Below are 18,357 nucleotides of genomic sequence, written 5' to 3' on the forward strand. Positions count from 1 at the left end.
CATATCGCCCGGCGCGCGCGGACCCTTGGCCATGGCAGGCGGCGGGGGCGGTGCGTCGGCGTCCGTAGCGGCGGGGGGAGTCGCCGGCCGGGGCGCTGGCTGCTGCGCTGCGGCCCAGGAGGTGAGGCCGACAGCGAAGGCCGTCGCCAGCAAGGCTTGCTTCATCATTCCTGCATCCTTTCACGGGTTCGTGATGCGCCGTGGAAAGGGCGGTGGAGGCGGTTTGGTTCCTGCCTAAATGAGCGAATATCCGAGCCGCATCTGTGGATGAATGTCGCAGCCTGCCGGCCCAGCTGAGACCCGTTCGACACTTTCTTCGGGCAGACGCGACGGAACATCGAGGCTTGCCAGCGACCCTCTCAGCGGATGCGTTGAAGAAAGCCGAGGATCGGCCCCAAGCCAAGGCGGGGAAAAACCCGCCGGATCGAATGGATCAGCGCTGGATACGGTCTACGACGAGGTCTGGCCGCGCGCATCGATCAGGAGCGCCACGGCCGAGATGGCATTGTCGACATTCAGCTTGGAAAGGATGTTGGCCCGGTGCACATCCACCGTCCGCGCGCTCAACTCCAACTGATAGGCGATCAGCTTGCTCGACATGCCCGTGGCGACGAGTTCGAGGATTTGGGTCTCGCGCGCCGTCAACAGGGCCAGGCGCTCGCGGGCCTCGCGGGCCTTCACGTCGCGCAGGTCGTTCTGCCGGTCGATTTCCAAGGCGATTTGAATGATGGCCAGGAGCGCCTTTTCGCTGAACGGCTTCTCGATGAAATCCGTGGCTCCCTGTTTCATGGCCCGCACGGCCAGCGGCACGTCGCCATGTCCTGTCATCACGATGAAGGGTAGATGGCTGCCGGATGCGCGCACATGCGACAGGAGTTCCAATCCATCCATGCCGGGCATCCTCACGTCGCTGAGAATGCAGCCGGCCGTTTCCTGTGTGAGGTTCTCCAGGAACGCATCCGCCGTGCCATAGATCTGGCAGGGCAGATCATGAGCCGCCATGAGGAAGCTCAGCGACTTCAGAACATCGCGGTCGTCGTCGATGATATGAACCACGGCACTACGAGACATGGGAACTCGTCTTTTCCTTTCGGGCGGGGATCACGAATCGGAAGGTCGTCCCGCGTCCTGGTCGCGGCTCGACGGCGATCTTTCCTCCATGCGCCTCGACAATGCTGCGACAGATCGACAGGCCGACACCGAGGCCGTTCGATTTCGTTGTGTTGAAGGGTTGAAACAGGGTCTCGGCGATTTCGGGCGCCAAACCCGGCCCCGTGTCCGAAACCGCGATCTCCACGTGCCGCCCGCAAGGCGAGGGATTGGCCGTTACGCTCAACTCCCGTTGCGGTGAGTCCTCCATCGCTTCGATCGCATTGCGCATCAAATTCAGCAGGACCTGTTGGATCTGAACGCGATCGGCATGGATGGTCCGCGCGTTCGGCGACACGGCGATGCGGATCTTCACATCGGCTTCGCGGGTGCCGACCATGGCGAGGGCGCAGGTTTCTTCGACGAGTTTGGCCAGAGCCTCGTCCTGCGAATGCCCTTGGGTCCGCTTCACCAGCGATCGAAGCGATCGAATGATTTCGCCGGCGCGAACGGCCTGTTCGGCCGCCTCGGAAACGGCCTGGCCGACGAGGGCGCAGTTCGGGCGAGCGTCCCCATCCGGTTGTTCCAGCAGCTTGCGGCAGGCATGGAGATAATTCGTGATGGCCGTCAGCGGCTGGTTGAGTTCGTGCGCCAGAGCCGAAGCCATTTCGCCGAGCGCGGTGAAACGCGAAACTTGGAGAAGCTCGGCCTGAATTTCCTGAATGCGCTCTTCCGCCGCGCGTCGTTCGGTCAGGTCGCGGATGAAGCCGGTGAAGAAGTGGCCTGTGCCGGTTCGGATTTCCCCCACGCTCAGTTCCATAGGGAAGGTGGACCCGTCCCGGCGCTGGCCGATCACGATGCGGCCGATGCCGATCACCTTGCGCTCGCCCGTGGCGACGTATCGCGCAAGATGGCCATCGTGAAAGGATTGATAGGGCTCGGGCATCAGGCGGCGCACATTCTGGCCGACGATCTCGCCGGACGTGTAACCGAAGAGCCGCTCGGCGGTCTTGCTGAAGGAATGGATGGTGCCCTTCTCGTCGATGACGATCATGGCATCGGGCACGGTCTCCAGAATCGAGCGCATGTGCTCGTCGGCGACCTTGCGTTCGTGGATGTCTTCCGTCGTGCCGTACCAACGCAAGATGGAGCCATCGGCGGCAAGGCGCGGAAAGGCTTGGACCCGATGCCAACGGTAGGTTCCGTCGCGCAGACAAACCCTGATTTCGACCCTGTAGGGGTGACGGTCGCGGGTTGCGGCAAGCCACATCTCATAGGCGTTGTCGCGCTCGTCCGGATGAAGCGCCTCGCGCCAAGCGAAGCCTTCGCCCGTTTGGCCCGTCAGAACTTCCCATCGGTTCGAGAACTGGTCGACATATCCATCGGGTCGTGCGGTCCAGGCGATCTGGGGGCTGAGTTCCATCGCATGGCGGTAGTTCTCTTCGCTTTCGCGGCGAGCTCGGACCACCTCCGTCGTATTGGTGCAAATGCACAGAAGGCCCCCTATGGCGCCAGCGTCATCCCGCACGGCGCTGGTGGAGAAGGCAAAATGCATTTCCCGCGGGCCGTCGCCGAGATCCAGATGCAGTTCGAGGTCGTCCCCCAAGCTCGAGCCGCCGGCATAGACATGCTCGATCATGGGCCGCAGTTGATCGGCCGCTTCGCTCCAGACGTCGAGAACGGGACGCCCCAGCGCAGCGGGGTGCTTGCTCCCCAGGAACGAGATATAGGCGTCGTTATAGACCATCGTGTGCGATGGGCCCCAGACAACGAGCATCGGCTGCCGCGACTCGAGCATCACGCACATAAGAACGTCCACGGCCACCGGCCAGGAACCACGCGGCCCCAGAGCGGTGCCGGACCAGTCCAGGCCCTCGATCAAATCTGGCATCACGCGTGGCAGGCAATCGGGGGTGGACGGGGCCGTCGATGAGGAGTTGCATGCCTGGCTCGGAGTCATTTCAGGTCCCCTCCCTCCTTGCCGGCTCGCGACCCGACGGATTCGCCCAAGCGAGGACTGGCCTAGAATGGACGCCAGCAAAGTCGGGAGCAACGTTTACCTTGGAATACGCTGGAATGGGGTAAATAGGGTCGCGCCTACGGATGTAAGGGCGGCGCCCTGCTGGCGTCTCGGATCTGCTCTGACCGCTCCGCACGCATCGTCAGATGCGATCAAAAATCTCTTGATTCCATCATTCCATGGAATTATGGATTGATGCATGGCAAACGAATCGCGTGAGTTGACCGACGAGCAGTTGCAGGCCGCTGGCACGATGTTTTCGGCCCTCGCCGATCCGGCTCGGCTTCGGCTGATCGTCGAATTGGCGCGGGGGGAGGCGACGGTGTCGGATCTCGCCTCCGCCACGCAGGAGAAGCTGACCACCGTGTCGGCCCGGCTCGGGCTGCTTTGGTCGGCCCGGCTTGTGGCGCGTCGGCGGGAGGGCAAGTCCATGCTCTATCGGCTGCACGACGCGCATGTGCTGACGCTTGTTTCGAATGCCTTGGATCACGCCTGCGAAGAGCATCATTCCTGAAAGGAGCAACCCATGGCTGAGAATTGCACCGTCCACCACGACCACCCGCACAAGCATGGCGCCGGCTGCGGCCATACCGCCGTTCGGCACGGCGATCATGTGGACTACCTGCATGACGGCCACTTGCATCACCCCCATGGCGACCATGTGGACGAACATGTGATCGAGGTCAGCGCCACCAATCCCGACCGTTGCAATCACGGCGAAGGCTGCACCGGGCACGAGGCCGGTCACGTGCATGGCCCCGGCTGCGGCCACGAAGCCGTGCCGCATGGCGATCACGTCGACTATCTCGTGAATGGCCGCCTGCACCATCCCCATGGTGACCATTGCGACGACCACGGCCCGTTGGAAGTGGTGTCCGCGAGCTGAGCTCAAGAGGGCCGGCATCCTGCCGGGGTCACGCTGGCCGGCTCGTCGTCGGCGAGATGTCCGACGGGCCCCTATGAGCTTGTCGGCGTTTCGAAGCGCATGGTTTCGTGCAGCCCCAGCCAGGCCGCGAGGCGCTCCAGTTCCGCCTGGAGTGCTTCGCGTGTTCCGTCCGGCGCGCCAAGTTCCAGATGGATCGAGCGGACGACGAGGCGCGAGGCGGCGCGGTCGGCCTTGAGATCGACACGCGCTGCGAGCGCCTCATCCAGCAGAAACGGCAGGACGTAATAGCCGTATTGGCGCTTGTCGGCGGGAACATAGATTTCGATCCGGTAGCGGAAGCCGAACAGGCGCTCGGTGCGCGAGCGCTCCCAGACCAGGGGATCGAAGGGCGACAGGAGCGCCTGTGCCGCGATCCGTCGCGGGCGCTTGGCGTCCCGGTACAGCCAGGCATGGCGCCAGCCCGGCACATCGACGGCTAAGAGCACGCCCTCTTCGGCCAGCGCGCGAATGGCCGGGCGCGCCTCATCGGGCGTCAGGCGGAAATAGTCGCGCAACTCGCCCTCGGTCGCGATCCCGAGCGCCGCGCCCGCCCGTTCGATCAAGGCCCGGTGCGCCTCCTGCGCGCTCGGGCTCGGCAGGTTCAGGACATCGGCCGGGATGACCCGCTCGGGCAGGTCGTAAACCCGCTCGAAATTGCCGCGCCGCGCGCCGGTCGTGATATGGCCGGCCCAGAAAAGCCATTCCAGCGCGCTTTTCGTGTCGCTCCATTCCCACCAACCGGCCTTGCCCTTGTGGCTTTCGAAATCCGAAATCGCGAGTGGCCCTTCGCGACTGATCCGCTCGTGCAGCGCCATGGCTTCCGACCGGCGCTCGGTCGCGAAACGTCGCATCCGCCCATACCCCGTCTCGCCCCGGTCGGCCGCCGCCATGCGCCAGCGCAGGAACGGTTGCAGTTCGAAAGGCAAGAGCGAGGCTTCGTGCGCCCAATATTCGAACAATCGGCGCTGGCGCTTCGGCCCCCAGGCCAAAGTGTCGAGATGGGCGCGCTCATAGGGGCCTAGACGCGAAAAGGCGGGCAGATAATGGGCGCGGGACAGAACGTTGACGCTGTCGATCTGGTGCAGATGGAGCCTGCGCAGCGTGCGCTGCAGCTGAAGCGGACCCGGCGCGGCGCTGGGCTTGGCCCCGAACCCTTGCGCGGCGAGGGCGATCCGGCGCGCCTGCGGCAGGCTGATCGTCTGTGTCGTCATCTCCCGCCCCGTTCGCCGATCCGATGGCTCATCGGAACGCCCGCCAAAAGTCCTGGCGGGGAGAAGACAGGATTTCGGCCGCCCTGACCACCCGACCTTCAGGACGCTTGTTCGCCCTCGGTTTTGGGAATGAGCGTGAAGGGCTGGGTGAGGCTGGGGTCGGTCGCGATATTGGCGCGCATCTTCGCAAGCCCGGCGGCCAGAAGCGTCATCTCTTCCTTGCTCAGCCCACGCGTCGTCGTCTGGTATAGGGCGTCGAAACCCGGATCCAGCTCGATCATCAGCTGGATGGCCTTTTCGGTCGGATGAACGAGCTTGGCGCGGCGATCGAGCGGGTCGCAGCTTTGCGTCACATAACCGTCCTTGCGCAGGCGATTGATGTGCGATGACAGGGACATGGGTTCGATTTCCATGCGCTCGGCCAGAACATTCTGGCGCGAGCCGGGAAAGCGGATGACGTTGCCCAGCGTTCGGATCGCAGCCGGGGTGAGACCGGCCGGGTTGCACGCCAAAGACGCCTCGAACGCCTCTCGAAAGCGCCGCGCTGTTTCAGTCAGGAGGAACAGCGCCTCGGCTTGGGGATGCGTGTCGGGCACAGGTCGTCTCGTGATGGGAAGGAGTGACGCCCGCGCCATAACAGAAATGTGTACGCGAGGCAGCTTGGATTTTCGTCCGCCGCCTACGCGACAGGCCTCCGCATAGGGCCGAAGCGCCGCTCACCGTCGATCCGCGCGACCAAAGCGGATCAGTTGCCTCCGCTTCCGTCTTTGCGCGAATGCTTACGCCGCCTTTGCCGGGTGCGGGGCGGCCGTTTGAACAGGGCTCGACGGCCCTGCTTCGTTCGAAGCGGCGGGCTGGCTCGCGGGCGCGGGGGACGGCTGCGCGGACGCATCCAGTTCGAAAAAGCTCGTGCAGTCCAGAAGCCGGTGGCCTTCACCCGAAAGCTGGTCGGCCGTTGCGGCCATCTCGCTCGCCGCGCCGGCATTGGCCTGTGTCACCTGATCCAACTGCTGGATCGCCTGATTGATCTGGGCAATGCCGATCGCCTGCTCGCGGCACGCGGCCGAGATTTCCTGAACCAGTTCGGAGGTTCGCTGGATGTCGGGCACCAGCCGCGACAGCATCTGGCCGCTGGCCTCCGACGTGGCGAGCGAGCGATCCGACAATCGGCCGATCTCCTCGGCGGTCGTGCGCGAGCGCTCGGCGAGCTTGCGCACTTCCGAGGCCACGACGGCGAAGCCCTTGCCGTGCTGCCCGGCCCGCGCGGCCTCGATCGCGGCATTCAACGCCAGAAGATCGGTCTGGCGAGCCAGCTCCTGCACCAGCTCGATCTTCTGGGCGATGGAGCGCATCGCCTCCACCGAGCCCGCCATCGCGTCTCCGCTGGTGCGCGCGTCCTCGGCCGCCCGAACAGCCATCTTTTCCGTCTGCCCCGCATTGTCGGCGTTCTGACGAATATTGGCGGTCATCTGCTCCACGGCCGCGGACGCCTGCTCGGAAGCCGCTGCCTGCTCTGTCGCGCCGGAGGCGAGCTGTTCGGCTGTCGCGGCCGACTGCGTGGACCCCGAAGCCACCTGCTGCGCCGAGACGACAACCGACGATACGATCTCGCGCAGCTGCCGCGTCATTCCGGACATGGCGCGCAGGAGTTCGGCAATCTCGTCGTTTCCTTTGGCTGGCATATCCCGGCTGAGATCGCCCGCGCTGATGGCATGGGCGTTCTCGATCACGAGCTTCAAGGGCTGTGCGATCAGGCGCCGGCACGCCAGGATCACGAGCCCCATCACCACGAGCATCGCCAGAAGGATTGCGCCCATCATCGTATAGGCGTTGCGATCGGCCGGACCGACGATCGCCTCTGTGGGCATGTCGAGCGCCACGAACCAGCGCGAATTGATGACGGGGATGAGGAGGGGGACGAAGCTGCGCTCGATCTGCGATCCGTCGGGGCCGGTGAGCGTGGCGGTCACGGGCACGCCCTCCGTCATGGCCTTCTTGAGTTCGTCGCTGCCCGCGCCCTCATAGGGCTTGGTGCGAAGCGCCGCATCGGGATGAGCGATCCAGTTGCCCTTTTCCGACAGAAGCATGACCTGCCCGACGCCCATCGGCTTCAAGGCCAGAAGCCGGGCCGAGAGCGAGCCGAGGTCGACATCCATGCCGATCACGCCGATCAGTTTTCCCGAGGCGGAAAGCGGCGCCATCAGGCTGGCGATCAGCGTGTTGTTGCCGGTTGCCGTCTCGATATAGGGCTCGGTCGAACTCGGCTTGCCGCTTTGCGTCGGCTTGGTCCACCATTCGGCTTGAGCGTCGTCGTTGAAGGTGGAGAAGGTCAGGGAGGAGGCGCTTTCGCGCGTCCAGTATCCGGCGAAGACGCCGTTCTTGTTGGTGCCGAGCGCCTTGTCGTCCTTCACCTCGTCCTGCCGCCCGTCCAACGCCTTGGGCGCTTCTGTGAACCAGGTGCCGAACGCGGTCGGAAAGGCCTCGAGCTGGCGTTTGAGGAGCGTGACGAGCTCGGGCCGTGTCAGTTGCCCCTGTTCCTGGGCCCGGCCCAGAAGCACGACGGAGGTGGCAAGGCTGCCGGCATATTCGTTGAGTTCGCTCTTGATGCTGTTCGCCGCGCTTGCCGCTTCCGCCAGAACCAGATCATGAGCCCGTTCCACGGCTCGCTCTCGTGTTTCGCTGGCCAGATAGATGGCGCTCGGCAGCAGCGTCAACGCCAGACCTGCGCCCACCCACGCGATGATCTTCGTTCCAAGCTTCATCACCGTCTCCTGCGAACGGGCAGAGTCTTCGGGTCGGACCCTACCCGCCTATCCATTAAGATCGTCTTCCTGTCTGGCTTCCTTCGAATCCCTCTTCGTCCGCGGCCGACCAGATCGTATGTCTAAGAGACTATTTCGGAAGTCTCGGCGGAGGATCGGCTGACATTGGCAACGGCAGCCCGGACAACAAGCAACGCCGCGCCGACCCGGCGGCCTTTCGAACACTATCCGGGTTCATTCTGGAAAAGTGAGAACTCCGACCCACAACGAAGGGCATAGGAGGGCAAGTTTCATGCATCGAATCGATGTCGGTCTGCTGGGTGCGCCGGCCTTTTCATTGGCGCTCGGGACGGATGGCAAGCTTCGTTTCGACGCGGTGAACGATCTCATCTGTCATCTGACGGGTCTGGTGGCCGACAGGATCATCGGGCGGACCCCCGAGGAATGTCTGCCGGCGCATGTCGCCTCACAGGTCGAGAGGCAGTACCGCTATTGCATCGGCACACGGGCCGGCTACGAGTACGAGCAGCATCTCGACCTACCAGGGGGCGCCAAATGGTGGCGTACCACGCTTTCCCCCGTGCTCGATGCCCGAACCGGGAACGTTCAGGGCGTGTTCGGGCTGGCGCTCGATGTCACCGACCGCAAGCTGGCCGAACTCGAACTGCGCAGCGCGGCGTTCAAGGACGCTTTGACCGGCATCTGCAACCGCCGACGTTTCGAGCGGGACCTCGCCAATGCCCTCGCGGCGGCGAATGATACGGGCCGTGCCTTCGCGGTCGTGCTCGCCGATGTGGATCGGTTCAAGCCCATCAACGATCAGCATGGCCACGCGACCGGCGATGCCGTTCTCAGACATATCGCGGAGCGTCTGGCCAAGGGCATTCACGACAACGACCGGCTGGCGCGGATCGGGGGAGACGAATTCGCCGCCATTCTTTCGGCCGCGACAAGGGAAGCGGCTGAACTGGCGATGCAGCGCCTGCAAGCGAGTTCATGCGCACCCATGCTGTGGGAGGACCGGCATCTCGATGTCGGTCTCAGCTTCGGCATGGCTCTCTGGCGCGCCGGCATGACCTCGGCCGACCTTCTCGCCGAGGCCGACCGGGCCATGTACGACGCCAAGAAGCAGCGCCGCGCCTCATGTCCCGGTAGGTGGCCCTGAAAGGACTGCCCCTTTCGCAAGCCGAAAGAGACAGTCTGCGAAAGCCGTCAGGCGGGCAGGGCCATCTCGACCTCGCGGCCGCGCTTCAACTCGCGCATCCATTGCCCATATTCCGGCTTGTGCTGGAGCTGATGGCCATAGTGGCGGCGCAGCGCCTCGACCAGCTTTCCGCCGCGCCCGAGCTTTTCGTCGGCATAGGCGATCATCACCGAATTCGGCCAGGCCTTGCTGCGGATCTTGCGCAGGCGCTCGAACAACTCTTCCTCGCTGGCGTCCGGATCGCCCTGCGCCATCAGTGTGACCATCGCCGCCGTGGAGCGGGAGATGCCCATGTGGCAGTGAACAAGGAGGTGACCCGCCGTGCCTTCCACCGCGCCTTTATCGAGCGAGGCGCCGAAGCCGAGAATGGCCGCGACATGCTCCTTGGCCGGCATGATCTGGCCGGGGATCGGGTCGATGATGTCGTGAAAGCGCAGTGTCGTGCGCAGATGTTTCGAAAAGGCTTCGAAGTGGTGAATATCGGGGTGGCCGGGATCGATGATCGACAGAACATGCGTCACACCGGACTGGCTGTGAACGGGCAGTTCCTCGATGCCGCAGATAGTGCGCGACGAAATCGCTAGTGTCTTCATGAAACTCCTCCCGCCGGGCCAAGGGCGCCTTCGGCCCCTCTGTCCTACGCCCGGCCGGTGCCTTTGCAAAGCGTGAGAGCGCCTTTCGATCCGGGCAAATGCCGGGTTGGCCTGCGCGCTCCGGGCCGCGTTCGCGAAGGGCCCATCGGCCGTGATCGGGGGGCGATGGCCCATGGTTGCCACAGTCGTTCGACGGTGCCGTCGCATGTCGAGCGGATGAACGGCCCGATCGCTCTGGACGGGATCGCCGCAATGGCTGGATATGTCCTGATATGGGCCGGATCGGCGCTTTCGCAGCCTGGTGGACCGGGCGATCCTGCGAGGACAGAAACCGAGCCTCGGGAGGCTCGCCATGTCCGATACCGCCCTTCTCGTGATCGATGGTCAGGAATCCTTTCGTCACGCGCCCTACTGGAGCGAGGTGGATCTCGACGCTTACTTGGAGCGCCAGCAGGCGCTGATCGACGGAGCCACCATGCGCGGCATTCCGGTGGACTATGTGACGAAAGCGACCCTGACCTTCGCGGTGATCCATCCGAACGGCCAGATCGTCAGCCCAGCCGACATCAAGGCCCGCACGGAACTCGTCCTTGCCGGTCGCTTCGCGCGGATCGCCACGGTCGAGGGAGCCTTGGCGGGCCGACCCATGGCGGCTGCCGCATGAGCGCGGAGCGGCGGCGGATATCGTTTGTCGTGGTCGTGCCGCCGCGCGCGCTGCTTCTGGATCTCGCGGAGCCGCTCAAGGTCCTGCGTGTCGCCAACGCCGTTAAGGACCGCGTCCTGTTCGATGTCGCCTATGTCGGCCCGAGGGGGCGACGCTCTCGTCCATCGGGCTGGGCGTATGCGATGTCGCGCCCCTGCCGGAGGCGATCCCGGCCGGGCCCATCCTGTTTCTGCCGGGCTCCGCCAAAGCCGCCCTCGCGCCCTGGCCGAACGCCGGGGACGACGAGGAAGCGGTGGGGCGCATCGTAAGCTGGCTGCGCACGGGTGTGCGTCCCGACCACACGCTGCTGATGGTTTGCGAAGGCGCGCTGCTCGCCGCGCGCGCGGGGCTTCTGGATGGCTATGCCTGCAGCACGCATCATGCGAGCTGCAGGAGCCTCGCCGAGGTCGCGCCGCGCGCCAAGGTGCTGGACAACAGGCTTTTCGTGGAGGACCGCAAGCGTCTGAGCAGCGCGGGCGTCACCGCGGGGATCGATCTCATGCTGCATGGCGTGGCCGGCGGGTGCGGGCCGGCCGTCGCCGTTGCGGTGGCCCGCACGCTCGTCGTCTATATCAGGCGCGGGCCGAGCGATCCGCAGCTCTCGCCCTAGCTGGAAGGGCGCAACCACCTGCATCCCGTGGTGCACCGGGCGCAGGACGCGATCGCCGCCGACCCCGCGCGCGGCTGGTCGCTGGATGAGTTGGGGCAGGTGGCCGGGGCGAGCGCGCGCAACCTCTCGCGCCTCTTCATGGCCCATACCGGCATGAGCGTCACGATGGCTATGCAGCGCGCGCGCCTCGCGCTGGTGAACGATCTTCTGACATGCACCAGTCTCGGACTGGAAGAGGTGGCGGCCCGCGCGGGCTTCGCCTCGGCCCGGCACATGCGCCGGGTGTGGAAACAATACCATTCGCAAGCGCCGTCGCAGATTCGCGCCGCCGCCGGGCCATGATCGCGCCCCGCGTGACGAATGGCCCTACCCTTGGAACAATTGACGAACGAAAGCATGAGGCCCTACCACGAAGAAGAGCAAGGTCTCGGGCTGTCGATTGCAACGTGATTGCGCTAATCTATATCGCGGCATCCATATCGCACATGGACGATCGAGTCGCAAAGGACGCGACAGAACCTTGTTGGACCATCCAGATCAGGCGGGGATCGCCGAGACACTCTTGCCGGTGGGCTCCGCTGGAAACCCTTTCGTGGCCGCCGTGCAGGCGACGCGAATGCCGATGGTGATCACCGATCCGAAGCAGCCGGACAATCCGATCATCTTCGCCAACGAAGCCTTCTCGAAGCTGACCGGCTACGAGCCTGCCGAGATCATCGGGCGCAATTGCCGTTTCCTCCAAGGGCCGGAAACATCCGCCGAGGCGTTGGCGCGTCTCAGCGAGGCGGTGGCGCGGCGCGAGCGGATCGAAATCGATCTCGTGAACTACAACAAGAAGAGCGAGCGGTTCTGGAACCGCCTTCTGGTTTCGCCTGTCTTCGACGAGGCTGGGGACCTCAGCTATTTCGTTGCCTCGCAGGCCGATGTGACGCTCGAAAAAGAACGTCTGGTGCAATTGCGCGAAGATCGGGACGTTCTGGAGCGCGAGGTCGAGCGGCGCACTCGTGCCCTTGTCCAGAGCGAAGAGCGGATGCGTTTCGTTCTGGAGGCGGGACGCCTCGGCTTCTGGACCTTGGAATTGGAGCCGCTGGAACTGATCTGCTCGGACGCCTGCAAGAGCAATGTCGGTCTCGCGCCCGACGAGGACCTTCCCTACGAGAGATTCCTGAACGCGATCCTCGACGAGGACCGGGAGCGGATGCAGACCGCGGTGAGGACTTCGATCGAGGAGCGCCAGAACTACGACATCGAGTACCGCGTGAGAACGCCATCCGGCGAGGTGCGATGGCTTCAGGTGCGCGGTCAGCCGGCCTATGATCGGGAGGGTCGACCCCTACGGCTTGTGGGGATTTCTCTCGATATCACCGATCGCAAGCGCAGCGAGGAGCACCGCGCGCTTCTGACCGCCGAGCTGAACCACCGCGTCAAGAATTCGATGGCGACGATCCAATCCATCGCCAGCCAAACTCTCCGCTTTTCCACCTCACTGGCAGAGGCCCAGACAACGCTCGACGCCCGTCTTCAGTCACTGGCCCGAGCGCATAATGTGCTCACGCGCGAAAGCTGGGAAGGCGCGGATATGGTGAACGTCGTGGCCGACGCGCTGGCTTCATTCCAGAGCAGCGGCTTCCGGCGATTTACGATCGCCGGCCCGTCCGTGCGCCTGTCGCCGCGCATGGCGCTCGCCTTCGTCATGGCGCTGCACGAACTCGCGACGAATGCCGTCAAATACGGTGCCCTGTCGGTGGATGCGGGCCGCGTCGTCGTGAATTGGGATCAGCTCGACGGCCCGGCCGGGCCTCGGTTCTGGTTCCGCTGGGAGGAGATCGGCGGCCCGCCGGTCCAGGCTCCGTCACGGCGCGGCTTCGGCACCCGCGTCATCGAGCGGGCGCTCGGCGCCGAATTCAACGGTCAGGCCGAGACGGAGTTTCGCGAGCGCGGCATCGTCTTCACCCTGGATGCGCCGAGCCCGTCCGTCTGACGTGAGGTGGGCCTCCGCGGCTGTCCGCGAAGGCTTTTGCGTTTGGGGTTAGCCGAGCGATACCCAGCCATTGCCGCTTTGCGACGAGCGCAACGCCGCTTCGATGAAGCGCATGCCCTGCAGCCCGTCCGCGACGGTCGGGAAGGTCACGGCCTCGGCCGGCATCGCCCCGCTGCGCGCCGCGACCAGCGCTTCGGCGATCTCGGAATAGATATTGGCGAAGCCTTCGAGATAACCTTCCGGGTGGCCCGGCGGGATGCGCGACAGGCGACGGCTGGCCTCGCCGGTGCCTGCGCCGTTGCGCGTCAGAAGCTGCTTGGGCTCGCCGAGCTTGGAGAACCAGAGATAGTTCGGGTCCATCTGGCTCCATTCGAGCCCGCCCTTGGTGCCGTAGACGCGCAGCGTCAGCGCGTTTTCGTTGCCGACCGCGACCTGGCTTGCCCAGAGAAGCCCCTTGGCCCCGCCGCGATAGCGCAGGAGAACGCGCACGTCGTCGTCCAGCGGCCGGCCCTCCACGAAGGTCGAGAGTTCGGCCAGAAGCGAGTCCGTTTCCAGCCCCGAGACGAAGGCCCCGAGATTGTAGGCGTGGGTGCCGATGTCGCCGATGCAGCCGCCGCCGCCCGAGCGCTTGGGGTCGGTGCGCCATTCCGCCTGCTTGGAGCCCGACAGCTCGGCTCGCTCGCTCAGCCAGTCCTGCGCATATTCCATCTGCACGAGGCGGATGTCGCCGAGCGCACCGGAGCGCACCAACTCACGAGCCTCGCGGATCATCGGATAGCCCGTGTAGTTGTGCGTGACGGCGAGAATGCGCCCCGTTTCCGTCTGGAGCGCCACCAGCTCTTCGGCTTCCGCGACATTGATCGAGAGCGGCTTGTCGCAGATCACATGGATGCCGGCGCGCAGGAAGGCTTTCGCCGCCGGCGCGTGCATGTGGTTGGGCGTCACGATGGACACGGCCTCGATCCCGTCCGGCCTCGCGGCCTCGCGCTCGGCCATCTCCTCGAAGGAGGCATAGGCGCGATCCGTCGCAATGCCGATGGCCTCGGCCGAGCGCCGGGCGCGCTCGGCGTCCGAGGAGAGCGCGCCGGCCACCAGCTTGTATCGATCGTCGATCCGGGCGGCGATGCGATGCACCGCGCCGATGAACGCGCCTTCGCCCCCGCCCACCATCCCTAAGCGAATGGGATCGGTGGCCGTAGTCGCGCGGCTGCCTTCGATACTCATGAAACGATCTCCTCCCGTCGATATCAGGCGCGGTCCAGGCCGAGCATGGCGCGGTTCGCCTGCTCGTCCGTACCCGATCCCGCGAAATCATCGAAGGCCTTGCCCGTGACTTCGATAAGATGGGCCGCAATGAAGGGAGCGCCCTCGCGCGCGCCCTGCTCAGGCGACTTCAGCGCGCATTCCCATTCGAGCACCGCCCAGCCGTCGAAGCCATATTGCGTGAGTTTGGAGAAGACGGAGCCGAAATCCACCTGTCCGTCGCCCAGCGAGCGGAAGCGGCCGGCGCGCTTGGCCCAAGGCTGGAACCCGCCATAGACGCCCTGCCGCCCGGTCGGGTTGAATTCGGCGTCCTTGGCGTGGAAGGCGCGGATGCGCTCGTGATAGATGTCGATATAGGCGAGGTAATCGAGCCCCTGCAGCACGAAATGGGAAGGGTCGTAGAGGAGATTGGCGCGCGCATGGTGGCCGACGCGCTCCAGGAACATCTCGTAGGAATCCCCGTCATGCAGGTCTTCGCCGGGATGAATCTCGTAGGCGACGTCGACGCCCATCTCCTCGGCATGGTCGAGGATCGGACGCCAGCGGCGGGCCAGCTCATCGAAGGCCGTTTCCACGAGGCCGGCCGGTCGCTGCGGCCAGGGATAAATATAGGGCCAGGCGAGCGCGCCCGAGAAGGTGGCGTGCGCGTGGAGGCCGAGATGGCGCGAGGCGGTCAGAGCGCGCTTCACCTGATCCACCGCCCATTCCTGCCGCGCGGCCGGATTGCCGCGCACGTCCGGGGCGGCGAACCCGTCGAAGGCCGCGTCATAGGCCGGGTGAACGGCAACGAGCTGGCCTTGAAGATGCGTCGAAAGCTCGGTCACGACGAGCCCGTGCGAAGCGGCGACGCCCGCGATCTCGTCGCAATAATCCTTCGATTCCGAGGCGCGCTTCAGATCGAAGAGCCGGCCGTCCCAGCTTGGAATCTGCACGCCCTTGTAGCCGAGCGAGGCGGCCCAGCGGCAAATCGCGTCGAAGGAGTTGAACGGGGCCTCGTCGCCGGCAAACTGGGCAAGGAAGATGCCGGGGCCTTTGATGCTCTTCATGCGGGCTTCGCCTTTCAGGACAGGACGGATGTCGTGGATGCGCCGGGCGCGATGCGCGCGCCGCTCGTGGGATCGAAAAGATGGCAGCGCGCGGGATCGACGCGCAAGGTCAGGCTTGTGCCCGGCCGATCCGCGATGCGCTCGCGGAAGACGCCGACGAGATCATCGGTTCCCAGCTTCATGAAGACCTGCGTTTCCGAGCCGGTCGGCTCCACCACGGCGATCTCGGCCGCAGCGTCGCCGGCCGCACCGGGCTCGGCGAGTTCCAGATGCTCGGGGCGGATGCCGTAGACGAGCGGTGCGCCGGGCACAACGGGCGTGCCGGCCGGCAGCGGTAATGTGGCGCCGCCCTTGGCGCGGAAGACGGGGCCCCCTTCGCCGCGCGCGGCCTCGCCCTGGAGAAGGTTCATCGAGGGCGAGCCGATAAAGGCCGCGACGAAGAGATTGGCCGGCCGGTCGTAGAGTTCGAGCGGCGCGCCGACCTGCTCGACCTTGCCGCCGTTCATCACGACGATCCGGTCGGCCATGGTCATGGCTTCGATCTGATCATGCGTGACATAGACCATGGTCGTTCCGAGGCGCTGGTGCAGCGCCTTGATCTCGGTGCGCATGGAAACGCGCAGCTTGGCATCGAGATTGGACAGCGGCTCGTCGAACAGGAAGACCTGCGGATCGCGCACGATGGCGCGTCCCATGGCGACGCGCTGTCTCTGGCCGCCCGAAAGCTCGCGCGGATAGCGCCGGAGGAGGGGGCCGAGGTCGAGGATTTCCGCCGCCCGGTTCACGGCGGCGTCCTTCTGCGCGCGCGGCGCGCCGGCCAGACGCAGCGAGAAGGCCATGTTTTCGGCCACCGTCATATGCGGATAGAGCGCGTAGTTCTGGAACACCATAGCGATGTCCCGCTCCTTGGGTGCCATGTCGTTGACGACCCGCTCGTCGATATGAATCTCACCCTCGCTGATGTCTTCCAGCCCCGCGAGCATCCGCAGCAGCGTGGACTTGCCGCAGCCCGACGGGCCGACGAGAATGACGAATTCCCCATCCGCGATGTCGAGCGAGATGCCGTGCAGCACGGGATGGTGCCCGAAGAATTTCTTGACGTCGCGCAGCGCGATCGTGGCCATGGTCGGTTCTCCTGTCAGCCCTTGACGGCGCCGGCGGTGAGGCCCGCCACGATATGCTTCTGCGCGGCGAAGAACACGATCACGGTCGGCAGAATGGTGAGGGTGATGAAGGCGAGGACGAGCTGCCATTGGGTGGAGAACTCGCCCTGATAGATCATGATGCCGAGCGGCCAGGGATATTTGTCCGCGCTGTTCAGCATGATCAGCGGCATGATGTAGTTGTTCCAGCTGTTCACGAAGGCAACGATGGCGACGGTGGCGAGGATCGGCCGCGACAGTGGCAGCGTGACGAACCAGAAGAAGCGGATATAGCCGCTGCCATCCACCAAGGCCGCCTCGAACAATTCCTTCGGCACATTGCGGAAGAAGTTGCGGAACAGGAGAATCGACATGCCGAGCCCGAAGGCGACCTGCGGCAGGACGACGCCGAGATACGTGTCGAGCAGACCAAGATCGCGGATGCGGATGAAGAGCGGCAGGATGGCGGTGGCGATCGGGAACATCAGCCCGATCAGGAAATAGTTCATCAGGAAGGCCGAGCCGAAGAAGCGCACATGGGCGAGTGCGAAGGCGGCCATGGAGGCGACGGCGACGGTGAGAACCACGGTCGCGGAGGCGATCAGCAGCGAATTGCCGAGCATCTGCCAGTAGCGCGCGCCCGACAGGATGTCCCAATAGTTGGACCATTGCCAGACATCGGGCAGGCCGAACGGGTTCACCCGCAACTCGCCGAGAGTCTTGAGGCCGCCGAGCGCGGTCGCCAGAAGCGGCACGAGCACGATGGCCGCCACCAGAAACAGGCTGGCATAGAGATAGAGCGTGGCGACAAAGCCCGGCCGACGCCGGCTTTCCACATAGCTGGGTTCACGCGGCGTATCAGTCATGGCGCATGAAGATCCGTCGATAGCTGAAGGCGAGGGTGACGCAGATCAGGAAGAGCACGACGCCGATGGCGCTGCCGAAGCCGACCTTCATGCGCGTGACGCCGTAGGTATAAAGGAAGGTGACCATGGTCTGGGTCGAGTTGGACGGCCCGCCGCCGGTGAGCGGCATGATCATGTCGAAGAGCTGGAGCGAGCCGATCACCGAGAAGAAGACCGACAGGCGGATCGTCGGCGAGAGAAGCGGCAGCGTGATGGTGCGGAACTTCTGCCAGGGTGTCGCCCCGTCGATATCGGCCGCTTCATACAGCGACTTGTCGATCGACTGGAGCCCGGCGATGAAGAGCATCATGTGGAAGCCGAAATACTTCCACACGACCACTGCCAGCACGGCATAGATCGCGGTGTCCCGGTCGGCCAGAACATAGGGCGTCGCGACGCCCACAAAGCTGGCGAGCGAGGCGACGAGGCCGTAATCGCCATCATAGATGAAGCGCCAGATCAGGCCGGCCGCGACATCGGCGAGGACGTAAGGCAGGAAGAACACGAGGCGGAAGGCCGTCGCGCCCGGAATGCGGTTGGACACGAGCGTCGCCAGCCAGAGCGCCAGCGGAAGCTGGAGCAGGAGCGAGACGAGGATGATCAGGCCGTTGTTGGTGAGCGCCGTGCGAAAGGCCTTGTTGCCCCAGAGCGTCTCGAAATTCTTGAGCCCGACGAAATTCGTCGGCTCGCCATAGCCGCTCCAGTCGAACAAGCTGTACCACGCCGCCTCGCCCATGGGCAGGATGACGAAGAGCGTGAAGAGGAGGAGCGCGGGCGGCAGGAAGAGCACCAGAACCGGCCCCACTCCGCCGATATTGCGATAGGTGCCACCCCGTGCGCCGCTGCGGCGCGGCTTGCCGAGGGCGGGCGCCTTGCGGGCGGCGCGTGCCCCGATGATTCCGG

Annotated in this window: 16 protein-coding genes and 1 pseudogene; 6 read left to right on the forward strand and 11 right to left on the reverse strand. The window is 65.0% G+C overall.

Translation table 11 applies throughout. The features are described 5' to 3' along the window. Positions 1-450: 450 nt before the first annotated feature. Together NS365_RS01360 and NS365_RS01365 are read right to left on the reverse strand one after the other, a co-directional pair. Positions 451-1,071, reverse strand: coding sequence for a response regulator transcription factor (locus NS365_RS01360; protein ID WP_082684348.1), 621 nt, complete (start codon positions 1,069-1,071; stop codon positions 451-453). Beyond that, on the reverse strand, positions 1,061-3,049 hold the full coding sequence (locus tag NS365_RS01365) for a PAS domain S-box protein (protein WP_343286831.1): 1,989 nt from the start codon (positions 3,047-3,049) through the stop codon (positions 1,061-1,063). Before NS365_RS01365 ends, NS365_RS01360 begins: the two co-directional genes overlap by 11 nt. Before the next feature lie 259 nt (positions 3,050-3,308). Here NS365_RS01365 and NS365_RS24865 point away from each other — a divergent pair, with 259 nt between their 5' ends. Together NS365_RS24865 and NS365_RS24870 are read left to right on the forward strand one after the other, a co-directional pair. Then, positions 3,309-3,623 (forward strand): ArsR/SmtB family transcription factor, encoded by a 315-nt coding sequence (locus NS365_RS24865; protein ID WP_244496242.1) that lies wholly within the window; start codon positions 3,309-3,311, stop codon positions 3,621-3,623. 12 nt (positions 3,624-3,635) lie between these two features. Next, the gene (locus NS365_RS24870) at positions 3,636-3,995 is read left to right on the forward strand and encodes a hypothetical protein (protein WP_058598491.1); all 360 of its coding nucleotides are present in this window, start codon (positions 3,636-3,638) and stop codon (positions 3,993-3,995) included. A 71-nt stretch (positions 3,996-4,066) separates the two neighbouring features. Here the strand turns inward: NS365_RS24870 and NS365_RS01380 are convergent, their stop codons facing one another. The 3 genes from NS365_RS01380 to NS365_RS01390 form a co-directional block, all read right to left on the reverse strand. Further along, positions 4,067-5,245, reverse strand: a complete 1,179-nt coding sequence (locus tag NS365_RS01380) for a winged helix-turn-helix domain-containing protein (protein ID WP_058598492.1) — start codon at positions 5,243-5,245, stop codon at positions 4,067-4,069. A gap of 98 nt (positions 5,246-5,343) precedes the next feature. Continuing rightward, complete coding sequence (locus NS365_RS01385; RefSeq protein WP_058598493.1) at positions 5,344-5,841, reverse strand: MarR family winged helix-turn-helix transcriptional regulator; 498 nt, start codon at positions 5,839-5,841, stop codon at positions 5,344-5,346. A 183-nt stretch (positions 5,842-6,024) separates the two neighbouring features. Then, positions 6,025-8,007, reverse strand: a complete 1,983-nt coding sequence (locus NS365_RS01390) for a methyl-accepting chemotaxis protein (RefSeq protein ID WP_058598494.1) — start codon at positions 8,005-8,007, stop codon at positions 6,025-6,027. A 292-nt stretch (positions 8,008-8,299) separates the two neighbouring features. Here NS365_RS01390 and NS365_RS01395 point away from each other — a divergent pair, with 292 nt between their 5' ends. Next, positions 8,300-9,172, forward strand: a complete 873-nt coding sequence (locus NS365_RS01395) for a sensor domain-containing diguanylate cyclase (RefSeq protein ID WP_058598495.1) — start codon at positions 8,300-8,302, stop codon at positions 9,170-9,172. A 47-nt stretch (positions 9,173-9,219) separates the two neighbouring features. On the opposite strand, the gene NS365_RS01400 is transcribed toward NS365_RS01395, so the two are convergent. Next, positions 9,220-9,804 carry a tyrosine phosphatase family protein gene (locus NS365_RS01400; protein WP_058598496.1) on the reverse strand — a complete coding sequence of 195 codons (585 nt, stop codon included), beginning with the start codon at positions 9,802-9,804 and terminating at the stop codon, positions 9,220-9,222. Positions 9,805-10,156: 352 nt separating this feature from the next. Here NS365_RS01400 and NS365_RS01405 point away from each other — a divergent pair, with 352 nt between their 5' ends. From NS365_RS01405 to NS365_RS01415, 3 genes and pseudogenes are all read left to right on the forward strand, one after another. Beyond that, entirely contained in the window at positions 10,157-10,468 is a 312-nt protein-coding gene (locus tag NS365_RS01405) for a hypothetical protein (protein ID WP_058598497.1), read from the forward strand. Continuing rightward, positions 10,465-11,459 (forward strand): annotated as a pseudogene (locus tag NS365_RS01410) (GlxA family transcriptional regulator). The gene NS365_RS01405 and the pseudogene NS365_RS01410 overlap by 4 nt, the downstream one beginning before the upstream one ends. A 178-nt stretch (positions 11,460-11,637) precedes the next feature. Continuing rightward, positions 11,638-13,098, forward strand: coding sequence for a PAS domain S-box protein (locus NS365_RS01415; RefSeq protein ID WP_058598498.1), 1,461 nt, complete (start codon positions 11,638-11,640; stop codon positions 13,096-13,098). A gap of 48 nt (positions 13,099-13,146) precedes the next feature. Here NS365_RS01415 and NS365_RS01420 read toward each other — a convergent pair whose 3' ends face one another. Genes NS365_RS01420 through NS365_RS01440 form a run of 5 tightly spaced genes read right to left on the reverse strand, consistent with a single transcriptional unit; the run spans position 13,147 to position 18,268 of the window. Next, positions 13,147-14,322, reverse strand: a complete 1,176-nt coding sequence (locus NS365_RS01420) for a Gfo/Idh/MocA family protein (protein ID WP_058598499.1) — start codon at positions 14,320-14,322, stop codon at positions 13,147-13,149. Between the two features lie 23 nt (positions 14,323-14,345). Then, positions 14,346-15,407: a sugar phosphate isomerase/epimerase family protein gene (locus NS365_RS01425; protein ID WP_058598500.1), complete on the reverse strand. Its 1,062-nt coding sequence runs from the start codon at positions 15,405-15,407 to the stop codon at positions 14,346-14,348. A gap of 14 nt (positions 15,408-15,421) precedes the next feature. Beyond that, the gene (locus NS365_RS01430; protein WP_058598501.1) at positions 15,422-16,531 is read right to left on the reverse strand and encodes an ABC transporter ATP-binding protein; all 1,110 of its coding nucleotides are present in this window, start codon (positions 16,529-16,531) and stop codon (positions 15,422-15,424) included. A gap of 14 nt (positions 16,532-16,545) precedes the next feature. Continuing rightward, the gene (locus NS365_RS01435) at positions 16,546-17,415 is read right to left on the reverse strand and encodes a carbohydrate ABC transporter permease (protein WP_082675343.1); all 870 of its coding nucleotides are present in this window, start codon (positions 17,413-17,415) and stop codon (positions 16,546-16,548) included. Further along, positions 17,408-18,268, reverse strand: a complete 861-nt coding sequence (locus NS365_RS01440) for a carbohydrate ABC transporter permease (protein ID WP_430515407.1) — start codon at positions 18,266-18,268, stop codon at positions 17,408-17,410. Before NS365_RS01440 ends, NS365_RS01435 begins: the two co-directional genes overlap by 8 nt. Between the last annotated feature and the right edge of the window lie 89 nt (positions 18,269-18,357).

Origin of the sequence: Aureimonas ureilytica (assembly GCF_001475935.1) — a bacterium.
Lineage (GTDB): Bacteria > Pseudomonadota > Alphaproteobacteria > Rhizobiales > Rhizobiaceae > Aureimonas > Aureimonas ureilytica_A.